Source organism: Acinetobacter sp. TUM15071, assembly GCF_008980925.1.
GTDB lineage: Bacteria > Pseudomonadota > Gammaproteobacteria > Pseudomonadales > Moraxellaceae > Acinetobacter > Acinetobacter dispersus.
The window spans coordinates 1-19,592 of record NZ_BKGB01000001.1 but is presented as its reverse complement, the minus strand read 5'-3'; the positions used below and the strand labels follow the sequence as shown (position 1 = coordinate 19,592).

The 19,592-nt window shown below is 40.8% G+C and carries 17 protein-coding genes; 5 read left to right on the top strand and 12 right to left on the bottom strand.

All coding sequences use genetic code 11. The annotated features are described in order from the left end of the window. Positions 1-45: 45 nt before the first annotated feature. The 7 genes from GBI66_RS00085 to GBI66_RS00055 form a co-directional block, all read right to left on the bottom strand. Positions 46-921, bottom strand: coding sequence for a MetQ/NlpA family ABC transporter substrate-binding protein (locus GBI66_RS00085; protein ID WP_005151915.1), 876 nt, complete (start codon positions 919-921; stop codon positions 46-48). 608 nt (positions 922-1,529) lie between these two features. Then, complete coding sequence (purD, locus tag GBI66_RS00080; RefSeq protein WP_005189848.1) at positions 1,530-2,816, bottom strand: phosphoribosylamine--glycine ligase; 1,287 nt, start codon at positions 2,814-2,816, stop codon at positions 1,530-1,532. Positions 2,817-3,019: 203 nt separating this feature from the next. After that, entirely contained in the window at positions 3,020-4,594 is a 1,575-nt protein-coding gene (purH, locus tag GBI66_RS00075; RefSeq protein ID WP_151714723.1) for a bifunctional phosphoribosylaminoimidazolecarboxamide formyltransferase/IMP cyclohydrolase, read from the bottom strand. Positions 4,595-4,676: 82 nt separating this feature from the next. Further along, complete coding sequence (gene fis / locus GBI66_RS00070; protein WP_001086304.1) at positions 4,677-4,946, bottom strand: DNA-binding transcriptional regulator Fis; 270 nt, start codon at positions 4,944-4,946, stop codon at positions 4,677-4,679. Between the two features lie 374 nt (positions 4,947-5,320). Next, the gene (locus GBI66_RS00065; protein ID WP_151714722.1) at positions 5,321-6,181 is read right to left on the bottom strand and encodes a DUF3426 domain-containing protein; all 861 of its coding nucleotides are present in this window, start codon (positions 6,179-6,181) and stop codon (positions 5,321-5,323) included. A gap of 14 nt (positions 6,182-6,195) precedes the next feature. Next, positions 6,196-7,101: a 50S ribosomal protein L11 methyltransferase gene (gene prmA, locus GBI66_RS00060; RefSeq protein WP_151714721.1), complete on the bottom strand. Its 906-nt coding sequence runs from the start codon at positions 7,099-7,101 to the stop codon at positions 6,196-6,198. Positions 7,102-7,284: 183 nt separating this feature from the next. Next, positions 7,285-7,653: a hypothetical protein gene (locus tag GBI66_RS00055; protein WP_151714720.1), complete on the bottom strand. Its 369-nt coding sequence runs from the start codon at positions 7,651-7,653 to the stop codon at positions 7,285-7,287. Between the two features lie 252 nt (positions 7,654-7,905). On the opposite strand from GBI66_RS00055, the gene mnmG reads away from it, so the two are divergent. Continuing rightward, entirely contained in the window at positions 7,906-9,786 is a 1,881-nt protein-coding gene (mnmG, locus tag GBI66_RS00050; RefSeq protein WP_151714719.1) for a tRNA uridine-5-carboxymethylaminomethyl(34) synthesis enzyme MnmG, read from the top strand. Positions 9,787-9,894: 108 nt separating this feature from the next. Beyond that, complete coding sequence (locus GBI66_RS00045; protein WP_004805937.1) at positions 9,895-10,227, top strand: multidrug efflux SMR transporter; 333 nt, start codon at positions 9,895-9,897, stop codon at positions 10,225-10,227. A 65-nt stretch (positions 10,228-10,292) separates the two neighbouring features. On the opposite strand, the gene GBI66_RS00040 is transcribed toward GBI66_RS00045, so the two are convergent. The 3 genes from GBI66_RS00040 to GBI66_RS00030 form a co-directional block, all read right to left on the bottom strand. After that, positions 10,293-10,916, bottom strand: a complete 624-nt coding sequence (locus GBI66_RS00040) for a sterol desaturase family protein (protein WP_151714718.1) — start codon at positions 10,914-10,916, stop codon at positions 10,293-10,295. A gap of 96 nt (positions 10,917-11,012) precedes the next feature. Further along, positions 11,013-12,014 (bottom strand): AraC family transcriptional regulator, encoded by a 1,002-nt coding sequence (locus tag GBI66_RS00035; protein ID WP_151714717.1) that lies wholly within the window; start codon positions 12,012-12,014, stop codon positions 11,013-11,015. A gap of 122 nt (positions 12,015-12,136) precedes the next feature. Continuing rightward, entirely contained in the window at positions 12,137-13,024 is an 888-nt protein-coding gene (locus tag GBI66_RS00030) for a DUF4198 domain-containing protein (protein ID WP_151714716.1), read from the bottom strand. A 314-nt stretch (positions 13,025-13,338) separates the two neighbouring features. On the opposite strand from GBI66_RS00030, the gene GBI66_RS00025 reads away from it, so the two are divergent. The 3 genes from GBI66_RS00025 to GBI66_RS00015 are packed head-to-tail and all read left to right on the top strand — an operon-like array spanning position 13,339 to position 17,013. Next, positions 13,339-14,910, top strand: coding sequence for a DUF2271 domain-containing protein (locus tag GBI66_RS00025; RefSeq protein WP_151714715.1), 1,572 nt, complete (start codon positions 13,339-13,341; stop codon positions 14,908-14,910). Between the two features lie 33 nt (positions 14,911-14,943). Next, positions 14,944-15,534 carry a PepSY-associated TM helix domain-containing protein gene (locus GBI66_RS00020; protein ID WP_151714714.1) on the top strand — a complete coding sequence of 197 codons (591 nt, stop codon included), beginning with the start codon at positions 14,944-14,946 and terminating at the stop codon, positions 15,532-15,534. 9 nt (positions 15,535-15,543) lie between these two features. Beyond that, positions 15,544-17,013 (top strand): sulfite reductase flavoprotein subunit alpha, encoded by a 1,470-nt coding sequence (locus GBI66_RS00015; protein WP_151714713.1) that lies wholly within the window; start codon positions 15,544-15,546, stop codon positions 17,011-17,013. On the opposite strand, the gene GBI66_RS00010 is transcribed toward GBI66_RS00015, so the two are convergent. Both GBI66_RS00010 and GBI66_RS00005 read right to left on the bottom strand, forming a co-directional pair. Next, positions 17,010-17,231: a DUF6500 family protein gene (locus tag GBI66_RS00010; protein ID WP_151714712.1), complete on the bottom strand. Its 222-nt coding sequence runs from the start codon at positions 17,229-17,231 to the stop codon at positions 17,010-17,012. The two genes, GBI66_RS00015 and GBI66_RS00010, sit on opposite strands and share 4 nt — an antisense overlap. Before the next feature lie 159 nt (positions 17,232-17,390). Next, positions 17,391-19,463 carry a TonB-dependent siderophore receptor gene (locus GBI66_RS00005; RefSeq protein WP_151714711.1) on the bottom strand — a complete coding sequence of 691 codons (2,073 nt, stop codon included), beginning with the start codon at positions 19,461-19,463 and terminating at the stop codon, positions 17,391-17,393. Between the last annotated feature and the right edge of the window lie 129 nt (positions 19,464-19,592).

The following is a 19,592-nucleotide window of genomic DNA, read 5'->3' as shown; positions in this document are numbered from 1 at the left end:
AAAACAGGCAAAATCACTTTGCCTGTTTTATTTGGGGGTATTATATTACGAATTCGCTTCTGTGAGGTAGCTTGTTGGTTTATTTACGTCAACTTTAGTACCAGCAAAGTGTTCTTGAACATATTTCTTCACTGCTTCCGTATGATAAAGCGCGCCAACTTTTTGCAATACTGCATCATCTTTACGAGATTCAGCAGTTGCCAATACATTGACATTTAATTTGGTACTTTGATCAACTGGTTCATAGTAGATTGCATCTTTAAGAACGTTTAAACCGCCTTCCATTGCAAGTGTATTACCCAATAGAATCGCATCAACTTCGTCTTTAACACGTACAGCTGTCGCCATTTGGATAGGTTTAATCACGATTTTCTTGCTGTTTTCGATAATGTCAGCAGGCGTGCCTTTTACAGGGTCGAAGTCAGCTTTTAATTTGATTAAGCCAGCACTTTGTAAAAGTAATAAAGCACGTGATTCATTGGCACCGTCATTTGGAATCGCAATGGTTGCGCCTTCAGCAAACTCTTCAACTTTCTTTACTTTGCTTGAGTAGATACCCATTGGTTCTAAGTAAGTGGTTGAAACAGGAGCAATCTTGTCTTTATTTGCAGCATTGAATGCGACAAGGTAAGCGTAAGATTGAAATGCGTTCAAATCAACTTCTTTATTCGCGGCTGCAGTGTTCATTGCAACGTAGTCTGTGAAGTTCTTGATTTCGAGTTTAAGTCCAGCGGCTTTAGTTTCTGGTAATGTTGCGATATAACGCCAAATATCAGCGTCTGAACCTGTAGAAGCGATTACAACGGTTTGTAATGCAGCAGCATCACCTTTTTGTTCAGTAGATGCGGTATCTGGTTGTTTACTGCAGGCTGCAAGTAATAACACAGATACACTTAAAAAAAGACTAATCAGCTTTTTCATGTATAAATCCTAATCGTAAAATGTCGAGAAAATCATCATTTCTCTAGCATTAATGATTGCAATAGGTTTGTATGTTGTAAATTGACATCGCACTCAAAACAATCCCTGAATTATTCTTAAAGTTTGAACAAGTGTGATAGATCTACAACATCCGAAAAGTAGATGAATATTCATGTTCCAATTCAGTATATACAGATAGGAACCAACTATTCATCTCATTTTCAAATCAAATTTGGATTTAGCTGCAATTTGTTTTGTTAGGTTTAATATTCTAGACATTTAAAATAATGAAAAAGAATATACAGTTAACATAAAAACAACATCTAAAATTTCGGCAATCATAGCAACAATTTATGGGCGGTTATAGTGGAACAGCTTGTACTTCGCAGCTTAACAACCTGCTTGCTAGAAGAAAATTATGGCCTAAGTAAATATAAATAAATGATAGTTTTATAAATTTTTCCAAAAATATAAAGAGAGGAATCAGTTGAATAATAAATATATATTTTTCTGAATTTTATATTTAAATAATGAATATAGAATTCATATTTATGCGGTTTATGGAATAAAAAAAGCCTTCCTGAGAAGGCTTTTTTGCTCAACAAAGCTTATTCAGCTTTTTCACGAGCAATTGCGCGGTACCCGATGTCACTACGGTATTGCATACCTGTAAAGGTTACTTGACCGCATACCTCTAGCGCATTGATTTGTGCTTCAAGTACGGTATCACCCAGTGCAGTCACACACAGTACACGACCACCCGCAGTAATCACATGTCCATCAGCACTCATCGCCGTGCCTGCATGGAAAATCTTGGTGTCTTCTGGAGATTGACCAAGACCTGAAATCACATCGCCTTTGCGTACAGTTTCAGGGTAACCACCAGCAGCAAGAACGATACCAATCGATTTGCGCTCATCCCATTCAGCTTCGCTTGGCAAGTTACCTGCAATACCAGCCTCAACCAAATCAACTAAAGATGATTTTAAGCGCATCATGATCGGTTGAGTTTCAGGATCACCAAAGCGACAGTTGAATTCGATCACACGTGGTTGACCTTGTTCATCAATCATCAAGCCTGCATATAAGAAACCTGTATAAACGTGACCATCCGCAGCCATACCATCAACGGTTGGGCGCATCACTTCGTTCATGACACGTTCAAACACTTCTGGGGTTACCACTGGTGCAGGAGAGTAAGCACCCATACCGCCAGTGTTTGGACCTTCATCGCCTTCAAAAATACGTTTGTGATCTTGTGAGGTGGCCATTGGCAAAATGTTGTTGCCATCGATCATACAAATGAAGCTTGCTTCTTCACCAGCGAGGAACTGTTCGATAACAACACGTGAACCTGCATCACCAAACTTGTTACCCGCAAGCATATCGTCAATCGCAGCAAAAGCTTCTTCGTTGGTCATTGCCACGATTACGCCTTTACCTGCAGCTAGACCGTCCGCTTTAATTACGATAGGTGCGCCATTTTTTTCAACATAGGCTTTTGCTGCATCCACTTCAGTGAAAACGTCATAAAAAGCCGTCGGAATGTTGTGGCGTTTTAAGAAGTGTTTGGCAAATGCTTTAGAACCTTCAAGCTGTGCAGCGTACTGGGTTGGGCCCCAGATTTTTAAACCTGCTTCACGTGCAGCATCTACTACACCATTGACTAATGGTGCTTCAGGACCAACAATGACCAATGCAATATCATTTGCTTTTGCAAATGCGATGATTGCTGGATTGTCTAGAATATTAAGCTCTACGTTTGTACATTTATCTTCTGTTGCCGTGCCTGCATTACCTGGCGCAACGAAAACTTGTGTGACTTTTGCATCTTGTGCGATTTTCCATGCAAGTGCATGTTCACGGCCACCGCTACCCAAAACTAAAATATTCATTATTAAGTTATTTCCCTTTTTCAGTATCTAAGAATATACCTGTTCAGAATAAAAAAGTCCCCCTTAACCTCTCCCTTGCGGAACTACAATCGTCCCTCATCTCCTAAGAGGAGAGGGAACCCATATCGATATTGGTGTAGTCTCCCTCCTTTTAGGAGGGAGATTTAGAGGGAGGTAAATAAGATGGAATTTTTAAAGTAGTATTAGTGACGGAAGTGACGCATGCCTGTGAATACCATGGCAATACCAGCTTCATCCGCTGCTGCAATGGTTTCTTCGTCGCGCATTGAACCGCCTGGTTGGATAATACATTTAATACCAGCCTTAGCTGCATTATCAATACCATCACGGAATGGGAAGAATGCATCAGATGCCATTACCGCACCTTCAACCACTAAACCTGCATGTTCAGCTTTAATCGCTGCAATACGTGCTGAGTTGACGCGGCTCATTTGACCTGCACCTACACCAATCGTTTGACGATTTTTTGCATAAACAATTGCATTTGATTTCACATATTTCGCTACTTTCCAAGCAAAGATCAAATCATCAATTTCTTGTTCAGTTGGCGCACGTTTGGTCACAACTTTAAGATCATCTTTAGTGATCATGCCTAGATCTTGGTCTTGAACCAATAAACCGCCATTCACGCGCTTATAGTCAAGTTGTGCTGCACGAGCGTCAATTGCTGGAAGCTCACCACACACCAACACACGTACATTCTTTTTCGCACCTGTGATTTCAAGTACACCATCCGCAATGCTTGGTGCAATAATCACTTCAACGAATTGACGATCTACAATCGCTTGTGCAGTCGCAGTGTCCAATTCACGGTTGAATGCAATGATGCCACCAAATGCTGATTCAGGATCGGTTGCATAAGCAAGATCATAAGCTGCTTTGATACCATCCAATGAAACAGCAACGCCACAAGGGTTTGCATGTTTAACGATGACACAAGCAGGCTTCGCAAATGATTTCACACACTCAAGTGCTGCATCGGTATCTGCAATATTGTTATAAGAGAGTTCTTTGCCTTGTAATTGCTTCGCGGTAGAAACAGATGCTTCTTTTGCATTTTCTTCTACATAGAATGCTGCATTTTGATGAGGGTTTTCACCATAACGTAAATCTTGTGCTTTATTTAGTTGGGTATTGAAGGTACGTGGGAACAGGTCCGCTTCACCTTCAGTTTTGCCAACACGCGCGCCTAAATAAGATGCGATCATGCCATCGTATTGTGCAGTGTGCTCAAATGCTTTTACCGCGAGGTCGAAACGAGTTTCGTAAGAAAGTGCGCCATTTGCTTTTAATTCAGCAACCACTGTGTCGTAGTCAGCTGCATTCACGATAATGCCTACTGAAGCATGGTTCTTTGCAGCGGCACGAACCATCGTCGGACCACCGATGTCGATATTCTCGATTGCATCTGCAAGTGAACAGTTCGGTTTTGCTACTGTTGCTGCGAATGGATACAGATTTACAATCACCAGATCAATCGGATCGATGTTGTGTTCTTGCATCACTGCTTCGTCCAGACCACGACGAGCTAAGATGCCTCCATGAATTTTTGGATGTAATGTTTTTACACGACCATCCATCATTTCGGGAAAACCTGTATGTTCAGAAACCTCTACTACGGCGATATTGTTGTCTTTAAGCAACTTATATGTACCGCCCGTAGATAAAATTTCTACCCCTAGAGCTACAAGATTTTGAGCGAATTCAACGATTCCGGTTTTATCAGATACAGAGATTAAAGCACGTTTGATAGTCATGATTTTAGTCAACAGTTTGAAGTCTACAGATTGAAAATAAAAGGCAAAAAAAATGCCCACGAGAACGTGAGCATTTTATCAATTATTCACTCATTAAACCGTGAGCTTTTAACTTTTTGCGTAAAGTTCCGCGGTTAAGGCCTAAAATCTCAGCGGCACGTGTTTGATTACCGCGAGTATATTCTAAGACCACAGATAAAAGAGGTTTCTCCATTTCTGCTAAAACCATGTCATAAACTTGAGATGGTTGCTCACCTTGCAATTGTGCAAAATAATGACGAACTGCGCGATCTACATGGATGCGAAGAGCGACATCAGATTGAGCCGTAAAAATAGGAGATTTGCTATTCATGCGTTTTAATCCGAAAAATCAAAATATCACTTGGGTAAAGTGATATAAATGTGGTCTAAATTACTGAGTCCTGTTTTAGATCCTAAAACAGTGACTCTAAAACAATGGGACTATTAGCTTGCCACAAATCCTCGAATTGTGTAAAAAATAAGCGTAACAATAGTTAAATATTTGTTACCGCCTACTTTTAAAAACAAAAAAACCAACAATGCGCTTATGGGATAGAAGCACAGTTCGTTTAACGATTTTATTGTCTATAAATAACGAGGAGTAAGTAGGTCAAAGCATTCGTGGCGCGTATCATACCACTGTCAGCGAAAAAGTGAGCAAATTAACTTCACTTTTTTTTGTTTTTTTGTCACTTTTTTGAGCTTTTAGGGCTGTACAAATTCTAAACTATAGTCATTAAAGCTATTTTTGCTTTTTGGAAGGGTAAATTCGAAGCGAAAAGGGCTGTTAGTTGGAATACGTTGAATCGTTTTTAAACTGTCGACTAAATAATCTTGTGGTTTGAGCATTACGTTAAAAACGGCTTCGTCATTTTGTTTGAGCACGACTTTAATCGGAGGTAGTGCCACACTATTTTCGTGATGATTCAAAAGCACACCAGAAAAAATGGTTTTATCTTTCTCGGCCTGCTTAATTTTTACTTTTTCAAAGCTAAGGTATTTATATTGTTCATTGCTGGTTTTGCATGAAAAAATGCTGCATGCATAATTAAACATCTGATTCAGTGCTGGGCTTTCATGCATCAGTTTAGGGTTGAACCATAGAATTTGAAATGCAAAAACCAAAATTAAAGCAATATTGCCCATACCCCACAAGGTGTAATACAGCCACCCATGCTGTTTGTCATTGTTCTCATGATCGATCAACAAAGTATCTTCAGACAGATTTAAATTGGGGAGGGCGGTAACGGGTTCGGTATTAAAGTAATTTAGATTATTGAGATAAGTTAATAAATCAATATTTGAGTTTTCAATTTTCTGATCGAAGATTCGCAAAATCTGCATTTGCTTTTCTGCAAAGGAGCTATCAGGTTGAATTGAAGAAAAGAGTGAGCGATTTGTCGGAGTGGGGATATCTTCGCTTTCTGATTCTAATAAATTGGTCAATGCATTAAAGTTAATCACGCATTTTGGACAACAAACCATGCCCTGTGCAACACTGAGTTGTGAAAGGGTCACTTTGTACACAGTTGAACATTTAGGGCAGCGGGTTTGTTTTTCACTCATAAGTAACAATGTTCTCAAATTGTTGTTTTACGTTTTCCTGAAATGCGGCACCAGTTTTCTTCACGCTTTTCAATCTCTAATATATCAAAAAACTGCGAGTAAACACTAGAAACATCAGCAACTTGCTCTTCAATTATACCTGCAAGTGCGAACTTACCCTCATTTTTTAATAAAGTTGAGAATTCAGGCGCAAGCGCCATTAACGGTGCCGCTAAAATATTTGCGACAAGGACGTCTGCTTGTTGTGGTTTAAATTCTTGATCAAATTCTTCTGGTAATCCTACATAAAGACGATCAAGTACACCATTCAAATCTGCATTTTGTTTTGTAGCAAGTACAGCTTGCGGGTCAATATCCGTTGCATAAACTTTTTTTGCACCTAATAACAGTGCCGCAACGCCTAAAATACCTGAACCACAACCATAATCGATCACGATTTTATCTTTTACATCAGTTTTACCTAACCACTGTAAGCATAAAAAGGTACTCGCATGGTTGCCCGTACCAAATGCAAGACCTGGATCTAACTTGATGTTGGTTGCATCTGCTTCTGGCGGTTCTAACCACTCTGGAACGATCCAGTATTTTTCACCAATTTGAATTGGCTCGTAATAATCCATCCATGCACGTTCCCAGACTTGATTTTCTAAGTATTGGTGGCGCATAGGAACATCTGGAAGTTGTACTTTGAGGAACGCTTCTAAAGTATCGACATCAATTGGGTCATCTTCTTCTTGTTGATAAATGCCCGTGACGATGACTTTATTCCAAAGTGGTGTTTCTCCTGGAAGTGGCTCTAGCAAGGCTTGATCTTCTGCATCATCCAAAGTAACACTTACCGCACCCAATGACAGGAGTAATGTTTCGGTGAGTTCAACTTGATTTTGATCAACAGTAATATGAATTTGTAGCCAGTTCACAGGAAAACCTAAATAAATGTATTTGTGCGTATTGTAATAGATTAAAACTTATTAAAGGGATTATAAAATAGACAGATTACAATTTTAAGCGCAAATATCTCAGTAAGTGGGTGTTATGAGATTGTTTTTGTAGCCAATAAATAAAAAAGAAGGTCATAAAGACCTTCTTAATGATTATTGCAATTAAGGTGCTGTCTGCTCAACATCTGGTGCAACTGGAGGTGCTGGAGCCACTGGTGGGGTCTCTACAGGTTCAGTTACAGGACGAGGTGCAGATTGCGTTTCTGAAAGACGGCTTTGTGTTTCAGGTGTCGCATTATTGGCAGGTGTTGGTGGTTGGAAGGATAATTTACCTGCTTCATTCGGTTCACATGAACCATTGAAAACAACGCCTTTATATGCAAAAGAAACTGGGTCACCTTGTTTTTTGCCTTTACAAACCTGCTGATATTTCTTGGTTTGCTGATCTTGGGTTGCCTTGGTATCTGCATGTGCAGCTACGCTAAAACATAGGCCACAAATAAGAGATGAAAATAAAAGCTTTGTGTTCATGTCATTTTCCTAAAGTATTTGTTATGCACTTTTTAGGATAAGAAACTGAACAGATAAAACAGTGGTGTTCAAGTTAATAGTGATGATTCGCTGTGTGAAGTCTAAGAGGAAAATGCAACAGAAGGTTTCTTTTTGTGTATTCTGTAGCCAGAACAGTGGCTTGAAACCTACAACAATGTTGATGGTTTTTGCCAATTTAATGGAAAACTCCTATATAATACTCTGTCATTTTTTGAATACACATTTACCACTATGCACTATCCTAAAGTTTACGACGTTATCGTAATTGGTGGCGGTCACGCTGGTACGGAAGCGGCGCTTGCTGCTGCACGTATGGGAAGACAAACATTATTGTTAACGCATAATATTGAAACTTTGGGGCAGATGAGCTGTAACCCTGCGATTGGTGGTATTGGTAAATCACATCTTGTCCGCGAGATTGATGCACTTGGTGGTGCAATGGCACTTGCTGCTGATAAAGGTGGTATTCAGTTCCGTATCCTAAATTCTCGTAAAGGTGCGGCTGTGCGTGCAACACGTGCGCAAGCGGACCGAGTACGTTATAAAGCTGCGATTCGTGAAACTTTAGAAAATCAGGCGAATTTGGATATTTTCCAACAAGCAGCAGATGATTTAATTGTAGAAGGCGATACTGTTAAGGGTGTTGTCACTCAAATGGGTATCCGTTTCGATACTAAAACAGTGGTATTGACGACAGGAACATTCTTGGGTGGTGTGATCCACGTTGGTTTACAAAACACAAGTGGTGGTCGTGCAGGTGATCCGCCGTCAATTGCATTGGCTCATCGTTTACGTGAGCTTAAATTACCTGTTGGACGTTTAAAGACTGGAACGCCACCGCGTATTGATGCACGTAGTGTTGATTTCTCAGTAATGACGCCACAACCCGGTGATTTCCCATCTCCAGTGATGTCATTCATGGGTGATGCGTCAATGCACCCTGAACAAGTCAATTGTTATATCACGCATACTAGTGAAAAAACCCACGAAATTATCCGTGGTGGTTTAGATCGTTCACCAATGTACACAGGCGTGATTGAAGGTGTTGGTCCACGTTATTGCCCATCGATTGAAGATAAAATTCACCGTTTTGCCGATAAAGATTCACATCAAGTGTTCTTGGAGCCTGAAGGCTTAGATACTCATGAGCTTTATCCAAACGGTATTTCGACTTCATTGCCATTTGATGTGCAGTTCAATTTGGTGCGTTCAATCCGTGGTATGGAAAATGCGCATATCCTTCGTCCAGGTTATGCGATTGAATATGACTATTTCAATCCACAAGCGTTAAAATTCACACTTGAAACCAAAGCGATTCAAAACTTGTACTTTGCTGGTCAAATTAACGGTACGACTGGTTATGAAGAAGCGGGTGCACAAGGCTTGCTTGCAGGTTTGAATGCGGCACGCCGTGCGTGGGAACAAGAAGAATGGACACCGAAACGTGATCAAGCATATATGGGCGTATTGGTCGATGACCTGATCACTTTGGGTACCAAAGAACCGTATCGTATGTTTACTTCACGTGCGGAATACCGTTTGATGTTACGTGAAGACAATGCCGATCAACGTTTAACGTCAATTGGTCGTGAACTTGGCCTAGTTGATGATGCGCGTTGGGCTGCATATAGCGAAAAAATGGAAGCAGTTGAGCGTGAAACCTCTCGCTTACAACATTTATGGGCTGCGCCAAACAACCCAATGGGTAAAAAATTCGTTGAAATGACGGGTGCTGATCTCAGTAAAGAATGTAGTGCGATCGATTTGTTGAAACGCCCAAATATCAACTTTGCTCAAATTGCTGAATTAACGGGTTCAGAAGTATCTGAACATGTGGGTGAGCAAATTGAAATTGCGGTGAAATACGAAGGCTATATTAATCGTCAACATGAAGATGTTGCGCAATTAAAGCGTCTTGAAGAAACCAAGATTCCTGCTGATTTTGAATATGATGGTATTTCTGGTTTGTCGCGTGAAATTACTTTGAAGTTGAAAACAGTTCGTCCTGAGACTTTAGCGCAAGCAAGTCGTATTCCGGGTGTTACGCCAGCTGCCGTTCAGTTGGTGATGATTACTATCCGTAAAAACAATATGGCAAAGAAGTCGGCTTAAGCTTTTATTCGACACGTTGAAATAAACATTAAAAAACACCCTTTATAAAAGGGTGTTTTTTCTTATAGATGTTCTTATAGGTCGTATTTAATTATGGGAGATGAGTAAATGAACAATTGGATAATTTTATTCATTGCGATTACTGCAGAAGTGATCGCAACATCTGCCTTAAAAAGTAGTGAAGGTTTTACCAAACCAGTTGCTTCTATCGTGGTTGTGGTTGGCTATGTGATTGCATTTTATTGCTTGTCGCTAACCTTAAAGACCATTCCTGTAGGCGTTGCATATGCGATTTGGTCTGGTGTCGGGATTGTTTTGATTACTACCGTGGCTTGGTTTGTATTTGACCAAAAGCTGGATGTCTGGGGGATCATTGGGATAGTCTTGATCATGAGCGGTGTACTTATCCTTAATTTGCTGTCTAAAACCAGCTCGCATTGACTTTCCAGCAATAAAAACCGAGTCATGCATAACTCGGTTTGATTTAATATTCTAATACAGTGTACTTATAACGCTACCTCAATCCCTTGGCGTAAATTCTGTTGATCAAATTGCGTATTGGTATCAATTTGAGCATAGGCTTTCGGTAATAGCTGGCGTGCTACCCGATTTACTCTTTTTTCTAGCCATTTCGGCATGTTGATCGCCAATGGATTGGTTTCCGTTACTGATACATTGGTCATCACACGCGTTCCCATAATGTAATCAAACCATGGCTTAGTCACACACCAATTGGCATTTTGATTGCTAGTCATGTGATGATCATAGTGCCAAGGAATCCGCTTTTTGGCGAACTCTGGATCTAGGTGTGATTTGGCATGCACCTTCCAATAATTCCAAATGCCATAGTATAGACCCGCGGTAAAGAAGGGGGCAACGGGAAGAAAAATGGTGGATGCAGCAGCTAAGCCGATGAGTGCTGATTTCTCATTGTACATTTCAGAGTTTTTAAACATCGACTCCGCATAGCCTTCATCATGAAAGCCATTTAAGCGAGCACGTTTGTGATGGGCAATATGGGTAAAGAAGGGGCTGTTTCTATTTTTGCTTGGAAATTCATGTAACCATACTTTGTGGAAGTACCATTCCATACCATTTGCAACAAAAACACCTACTGGAAAACCGATCATGCTGGATTACCTCGTCTAACATAGATCGAATTTTAAAAAGAGAAGCGCAAAAAGTTTTGACTGATCTGACAGTTTTAAGCTGCCTATCCAATCAATTTAAGCCTGTTTACGTTGTCGATATGCTGTAGGTGTCTCTCCAGTCCAGCGTTTAAATGCTCTTGAAAATGCTGAAGGTTCGGAGAAACCTGTGAGATAAACGATTTGATCAATACTTTCCTGTGTCTGGGAGAGTAAGCGACGCGCAAGGCGTTCACGATAATGTGCAATAACTTTTTCGTAGCTGGTATTTAACAGTTGTAGATCTGCTCTTAAGCTACGAGTGCTACGTCCCAAATACTCAGCAATGATGTTTTGATCAAATTCTCCAGACTCTAATAAACCACTGGCCAAGATTTTTTCGATTTCGTTTATAAGCTGGTGTTTGTTTAATAGCTCAAGCTGTGAGGCAGCATGATGTTCATGTACTTTTAACAGTTCAGGTTCATGTGCAGCAGAGGGTGTTGTTAATTGTGCTGAATCAAAGCAAATGTAGCCATTATCTTGACCGAGTTTGACAGGACATCCCCATATTTTCTGATATTCCTCTTGATCTGCTCCGTTTAGATACGGCAAACCGATTTCAAGTGGTGTAAATGTTTCATCACTAATATATTTAAAGAAGTTAAGTAGAATGCCTATGGCACATTCCAAATAGTGTCGAACAGGATGATTGAGCCCTGAAATCATTACCCTATGTTCATTTATCATTTCTAAGTTAAATGACATGGCATCAGTGAGTAAGGCCTGATATCGAACGGTTCGTTTGAGGCCTTCACCAAATGTTGCACTACTGAGAAAAAGATATTCAATCACTTGCCCGCGAAAGGGTGGAACATTGTGACCGACATGTAAACCAATATCGGGATCATCACTAATTTGTTCTGCTGCTTGCCAAAAGCGTTGCTGTGTGGCGTTGTCGCGCCGTACGAATTTATCAGGTGGCTGATCCGGTAAATGAACACGAGCAAATATGGCAGCGGCATCTAAATTCATCTTTTGCATGGTTTGATAAACCATCCATAAAAAGATGCCTGCATCACTGGTTTTTTTTGAAGTCATAAAACAGGGTAAGTACGAGTTTTAAAACAATATACGCTGTTATTTTTAAGATAGAAATGGATTGCAGCTAAATCAGAGGGGGAAAGGTACTTATACGCTGATAAGTACCTTGGTCAAAAGGCTTATTCAGTCACTTCAACGGTCACGCTGTATGTATAAGATTGAGCGATCGGTTGTTTAGTATTATCTGTATTTGCTTCAGGGTAAGCGGTGGTAATGAGATAAATACCAGCTTCATTGAATTTCACTTCAACTTCACCTTTGGCGTTGGTTTTCACATGCGGTTGATCACGTTTTGCATTGGGTTGGTAACTGCTTGCACCTTTAAACACATCAACTTCTAAATTTGGCACTGGTTTACCATCCATTAAAACCTGAGCCTTAAATGATTCACCCGCATACAGTTCATTTGGATGGGTGATAAATTTGAATTCAAAGCCTTTGTTGGTCACTGCAGGTACAGTACTTGGTTTGCCCTTGGTGATAAAGCTTTCAGCAATATAAGTATTGATGGTTTGAGCCGTTTTTGCATTTGCAGGAATTTGGTCTTCAGCAATAAAACGAGGTGGTTGATTTGCTGGTGCTTGAGGCGCTTTTTGTTCTGCATTATTGCTTTGAGGAGGCATCGAGTTTGCATTCGCTGGGCGTTGAGGGCGAACACGTAGCCAACGACCATCAATCAATGCATATTTCGTTGGGTTGCCTGTCGCATTTTGCGTACGAAGACGATAGGTGCCATCCGTGGTTAAATTGACTTCAGCGATATTAAATTTTTTTAATTCTGCTGCTGCTTTAATGGTTTCAGTTTTTCCTTCTGGCGTAGTGACCTGATAATCTGTTTTAAAGTTACGGCTTGGAACAAAGAATTTTTCTACAGTGATTCCACTTTGAAAGCTGACGTTATCTGCTTTGCTGTCAAATACTTCTGGCAATAAAAAAGGGCTTGCTGTGTGAGCAAAACTGAATGTTGGCAGTGCAGAAAATAAGGCAACAGTAAGTAGATGACGCATGAAGAATTCCTTAAAAGAGAAATAAACAAAAATGCAAAAGAATTGCTACAATCTACTTGATAACGAGTATCAGTTGCAATATTATTTCGATAAATTTTTAATCGTTTTTATACCATTAGACATCTAAAGATGAACACGTTATTTTTCTCCCTAATGTGTATCTTAAGTGAATGGAATATTTTTGATTTTATTGAAAATAAAACAGTTTCACTTTCATGTTCTTTTGGTTGTAATTCATGCGTGAGACCAAGCCATTTGCTTTTGACAAAGCTCATGTATTGGCTTAGGTAAATCTTAGAAAAGGAACCTTAACGATGTCATCAACGCAACAAGCTTTTCGCCCGATTCAAATCATATTTCGTTTATCACCGTTGATGGCAGCTATCGCTGTATTCATGTCGCCAATTACAGCAACTCAGGCCAATGAAAATGCTATAAAAGACCCTCAGACATTACAAGCACCCGTTCAGACGCCAAGTTATAGTTTTCACCAAGATCATATTTTGGGTACTTCTTTAGATGTTGTTGTAACTACTGCACATCAAAAAGATGCAGAAAAGGCATTACAGGCAATCCAGAATGAAGTGGCACGTTTGGACAAGATTTTATCGGTATGGCGTGATGACAGTGAAATCAGTCAGCTCAATCGTGAACAACAGATCGAAGCTTCTTCTGAACTTTATGAGGTAATTGCTGCTTGTGAACAATGGCGCAGTGCGACCTGTGGTGGTTTTGATGCACGTTTAGGCCAATTGATTCAGTTATGGGAACAAAGTCATCAGGTACACAATCTGGATGATCAAACCCAAGAAGCCTTATTACGCCAGTTAAAGACACAGAGTATTGAGTTAAATCCAAAAACCAAACAGATTAAGCTTGATTCAGCCGTTAAAATTGCACCAGATGCCTATGCAAAAGGCTATGTAATTGATCGTGCCCTGATTGCCGCTAAACAAGCCGTGCCATATTTACAGGGGATTTTGATCGATATTGGTGGCGATATGCGGGTGTGGGGTCAATCACCACAACAAGCAAGCTGGAAGATCGGTATTCAAGATCCAAATGAACGCTTTGATAATACAGCACCAACACAAGTTTTAAATATTAAAGATCAAGCTGTTGCTTTTAGTGGGCAAGGTTATCGTTCGTTGGCAGGCCAATCGCATTTGCTCAATCCACAAACAGGTATGCCAATTCAAAACGTAGAGCAATGTGTCGTGGTCGGACAGTGCGCTGCAGATGCGGATGCTTTGGCAACGGCTTTAACCGCAATGTCACCCCATGAAGGAATGCAGCTGATTGAACAATTGGTTGGTTTTGAAGCCCAGTTGGTTGCGAGTGATGGCAGCAGCTATCAAAGTTCAGGTTGGTCTACGCTTTTAGATGCCAATCAACCTGCGATCATGCGACATGTGGCTGCAAATGGTGCAGCAACGGCTTGGCCTAAAGGTTATCAGGCTCAAATTGAAGTGAATATTCCCAAACTTGCCGTTGATAATTATCGTGCACCTTATGTTTCCGTTTGGGTGACAGACAGCGATAAAAAATTAGTTCGTACGCTTGCCGTTTGGGGCAAAGATGAGAAGTGGCTGAACTCAAACTATGTATGGTGGCGCCGCTATGGTCGTCAAATGCCAAACTTGGATGCAGTGGCGAAGCCATCACGTCAACCAGGACAGTACCGTTTGGCTTGGGATGGTAAAGATGAAGCAGGCAAAGCGGTAGATGCGGGTAAATATTTAATTCATATTGAAACCTCTCGTGAGCATGGCGATCATTCATATCAAAGCTTTGAGTTAGAGGTTGGCCCTAAACCTGTAACAAAAACACTTCCTGCACAGGCAGAAATTGGTACGCTGAAATTAAACTTCCAACGTGGTGCTTAATTAAAAGCCCTATTTATTTACGAGGCTTGTCACTTGTATCAACGTCGTGATTTTTACCGCCATGCACGCTATGTGCATGGCTGGCTCTCTGCATTTGCTTTCATCGTACTGATTTTTTTTGCTGCAACAGGATTGCTGCTCAATAACCCAGATTGGTTTAAATCATCCAATGATGAGCAAATCGTAAAACTCACTTTGCCAACTGCTTTTGTGAGTGCTATCCAAAAACAAGAGAATCCAACTCAGGCGATTCTGGATTTTGTTCGCGACAAGCAGCCATTGATTGGACGCTATAAAAGCAGCGAAGTCATGGATGGGGAGGTGATGATCCGTTTGGAGAGTCCAGCAGGTTCAACAGATCTCTGGGTGTTGATGGATCAAGGCGAAGTCGAAATTACCCAAAAACCAGCAACTACCGTTTCATTGCTCAATGATCTACATCGCGGTAAAAATGTCGGTGAAACATGGCATTGGCTTATTGATATCAGTGCGATCATTATTATTTTATTGTCCTTGGCGGGCTATATTTTATTTCTCACCATTAAAACCCGTTTAATGACGCATTTGCTGCTCACAGCTGCTAGTTTAGCGGCAATTATTTTACTCATTTGGTTTGCCATTTAAGGTGACATCATGACTCAGGCTGTGCTGATCGTTATTGCTATATTGGCAATATTATTGAGTCTGCATCTTTTTGTGATTGTGTGGCTATATTGGCAGCAAAGAAATACAAAATTATCCCCGCAATCGCATCCTTCATATTTGGTGGTCTATGCCAGTCAGTCTGGACATGCCGAAATCTGGGCGAGACATACGGCTGAGCAATTACGTTTAGTTGATGATCAGATTGTGGTCAGAAATATTCAAGATTTGAGTATCAATGATTTAGCCGAACAACAGCGAATTTTATGGGTAGTCAGTACCTATGGTGAAGGGGATGCACCAGATAGTGCACAATCTTTTATCAATAAAGCTTTTACTCAAGGCTTGGATTTATCCCATTTATCTTTTGCAATATTGGCTTTGGGAGATCGACGCTATGCTAATTTCTGTCAGTTTGGGCAGCGATTAGAACAATGGTTAGTTCAACAACAGGCACATGCTTTATTTGATACTGTTTTGGTAGACCAGCTGAATAGCCGTGATTTGGAACAATGGTTGAGTGGTTTAGAACAACTGACCTCGATGCAATTCAGTGACTTGCCAAGTTCACAACAGATGTTGCAATTAAAATTTGCGCATCGGCAGTGCTTAAATAAAGGTAGTCTCGGCGAGCCTATTTATAAAGTTCAATTGATTGGTGATGAGGACTTGGTTTGGTCATCAGGTGATATTTTAGAGATCCAATGCGAAAACAATCTGGATGATATTGAGGCTTTTTTGCAATCACAGCAACAGCAGGTTACTTCTGCGTTGGCGACTCAATTAAGTACCCTGAATTTAAGAAAATTACCGAGCAAAGCAGAGCAATCTTTCGAACAGTGGATGGCACAATTTGAGCACTTGTCCAAGCGTGAATATTCCATCGCAAGTCTAGCTGAAAATGGTTTTATTGAGCTGGTGGTTAGGCAACAACATACAGAAACAGGTCTGGGTTTGGGTTCTGGCTGGCTGACACAAGGCTTACAGCAAGATCAATTGATTCAGGCTCATATTCGTCATAATCCAAGTTTTCATTTGCCGCATGATGCGAGGCCTTTGATCTTGATTGGCAATGGTACGGGGATTGCGGGTTTACTGGCACATTTACGCCAGAGAGAACATTGGGGTTATAAGCAAAACTGGCTGATTTTTGGTGAACGACAGCAGCAATTTGATCATCTTTATCAGACTGAAATTCACTATTGGCAGCAACATGGTTTTCTTGATCAAGTCGATTATGCATTTTCTCGTGATCAAGTTGAGAAAGTCTATGTGCAAGATTGTTTAAGAGGCCAATCAACTCGATTACTGACTTGGGTTGCACAGGGCGCAGCAATTTATATCTGCGGTAGCCTTAAGGGAATGGCGGGTGGCGTTGATCAAGCCTTAAAAGAGATTTTAGGCCTTGATTTGGTGGAGCAACTCAAACAGGAACAACGCTATCAACGCGATGTCTATTAATCGGATTCAGCTAAAACCAGTGCTTTAATCTTGCTGGCTTTCTCAAAATGATCCAGTCGATGCTCCATAATCCACCAATGGGCAGCTTCCATAAGGCACTCAGGATCATCATTTTTATTGGCAAAGAAAGCATAAAATGAAAGTCCTACATTGCTACCTTTTTTGGTAATTTTTTCATCGCAAATCTGTATGATTTTAGCTTTTAATTCGGTTCTCATCTTGAGTTCTAAGTGGCTAATCAGAATTGGGTGCAGATCATAGCATCCTAAACATACGCGATTGCCATTATTTAGTTTTAATATTTGTTCTTGAAATTTGAAAGTCAGCTTGAGATAAGCTGACTTTGGGTGCTTGAATCATTTTAAAGCGCAAGAAAATTAGAATTTTTTCTCAAGGCTAAACTGTAATGATGGAATACTTTCATTGGTTCTCGCCTGATATAAGCTGCCATCGGTTTGATTGGTGAGGCGTTCCTTATAATTGGTACTCAAGACGTTATTGAGATTAAGGCTCGCTGCCCAGCCATGATTAAAGCGTTTGGTTGCACTCAAATCTAAGCTAAAACGTTCATTGGTGGTGCGATCATAGGGCTGACCATCTAAGGCACGGGTAAATTCAGGCGTGTAACTAATGTTCACGCTGGTTGATAATTGCCAAGGCTTATAACTATAAGACATACCAGCACTGGCATTATAGGGTGCAACATCACTGACCAAACGTTCATTATGTTGTCCATCTTCAATCTTGGCGCGAATCGTTGACACTTGCCCGTTGAGCATAAACGCGTGTCCAGCTTCAGTTTGTTTTAAAGCATAACGTCCTGAGAATTCAATACCATAAGTGGTTGCTTGGTCTTGGTTTTGTGGGCGCTCTACATAACGTGTGCCTTCAAGTGCAATGACTTTTTCAATGTAGTCTTTAATTTCGCGATGATACGCCGTGACACTTACACCACCACTCGCAGAATCATAGGCAAGGGTGGATTCAGCTGCACGGATTTTTTCAGGTTTTAAATTAGGATTACCACCACGATCAGGGTTATTTAAACTACCCGCATCGCTATCTGTAGAGACAGTCACATTCGGAATTAGCCGATCGGTATTCGGGCTTTTAAATGCTTGGCTCAAGTTGGTTTGAATTGACCATTGCTCAGTGAGGTCAAAGCGATAAGCCAAAACTGGACTTAAATGTTGATCTTGATAATCAACCAAGCCTGAACGATTAAGCCATTCCTGACGCGCACCTAAAGTTACTGTTTGGTGGTCTGTAAAACGCCAGCTACCCTCACCATAAACAGCATAGCGTTGTTCATCCAGACTTTTACTGACGTTGCTATCGAGTTCGTTGCTGCGGGTATCAAAACCAAATTTAATTTGGCGGTCTTTATCTAATTTACGAACGCCATCATAAGCAAGACCATACTCATTTACCGTTTCATCGGTATAAATTGTATTTTGTGGCGAGCGTGTGAGCTGTGTTTCCGTCTGACGTTCAACAGACAAGCGGATTTTATCACTCAGGTCTTTGTCTTTACGCTCATAACGCGTGTTTAAGCGAATACTATCGTTCTTGTCATCTTGAGTTTGATTAGATGAATAGCCATCCATTTTGATATTTCGGTAGAACAATTCTGCAATCAACTTTTGCTGATCATCCAAATCGTATTGCAAACGTGGGGAGAACATCTGCATGGTACGGTTGGTGGTACGAAGCTGTTCGCGTGTTCCCGTTGCTGTTTCAGTTTTAGTGATTGACGTGTTGTCCATCCACATCTGATTGGCTGAAACGCTATATGACCACTGGTTTTCACGACCGTCTGCTTGAATGTTGATTTGCTTGCGTTCAGATTGTTGTTCACCACTATCACGCAATCCATAGCCGAGTTTGACTGAGCCATTTAAACGGGTATCTAGAGGCTCTTTTAAAATAATATTAATCACTGCTGAAGAGGCAACCGAAGCTTGAGCAACACTGGGTTGCTTGATCACTTCGATCCGTTCAATCATTTCTGGAGTAATGGTGTCAATAACTGACATACCACCACGTGGGCCACCTTGTACAGGCTCACCATTGACCAAAAATGTGGGTGCGCCACCACCACGGAAACGCATGCCTGAAGCACCGCCGCCACCGCGAGGACTTTGGCCGAAAGCAGGGATTTGAAAACCAGCAGCGCGTCGTAAAGCATCCATCACAGACTGGTCGCCATATTGCAGCATTTCTTCTTGGGTAATAATAGTTTTAGGTACAGCACTAATATCATCATCTTTTACTTTTTTGGGTTCGGCCGAAGCCTTGAATGAGAGAGTAGGCAAAACCTGAGGACTTGACTCGGACGCTGCGGGTATAGAACTCTCGGTAGCGGGTTCGGCAGCGAACATTGAAGCACTTATACTGAGTAATGCTGAGCTAAGCACACTGAGTTTTCCACAATAAACAGCATATTTCATTCTAGAACCCCAAGAAACGATCAAATTATTTTCTGTGTAGCCTAATGTACAATTGTGTAGAAAAATGGAATTTAGTGCTGATAACTCAAAGATTTAAAAATATTTTTATGATTAAACAGCTTAATAGGA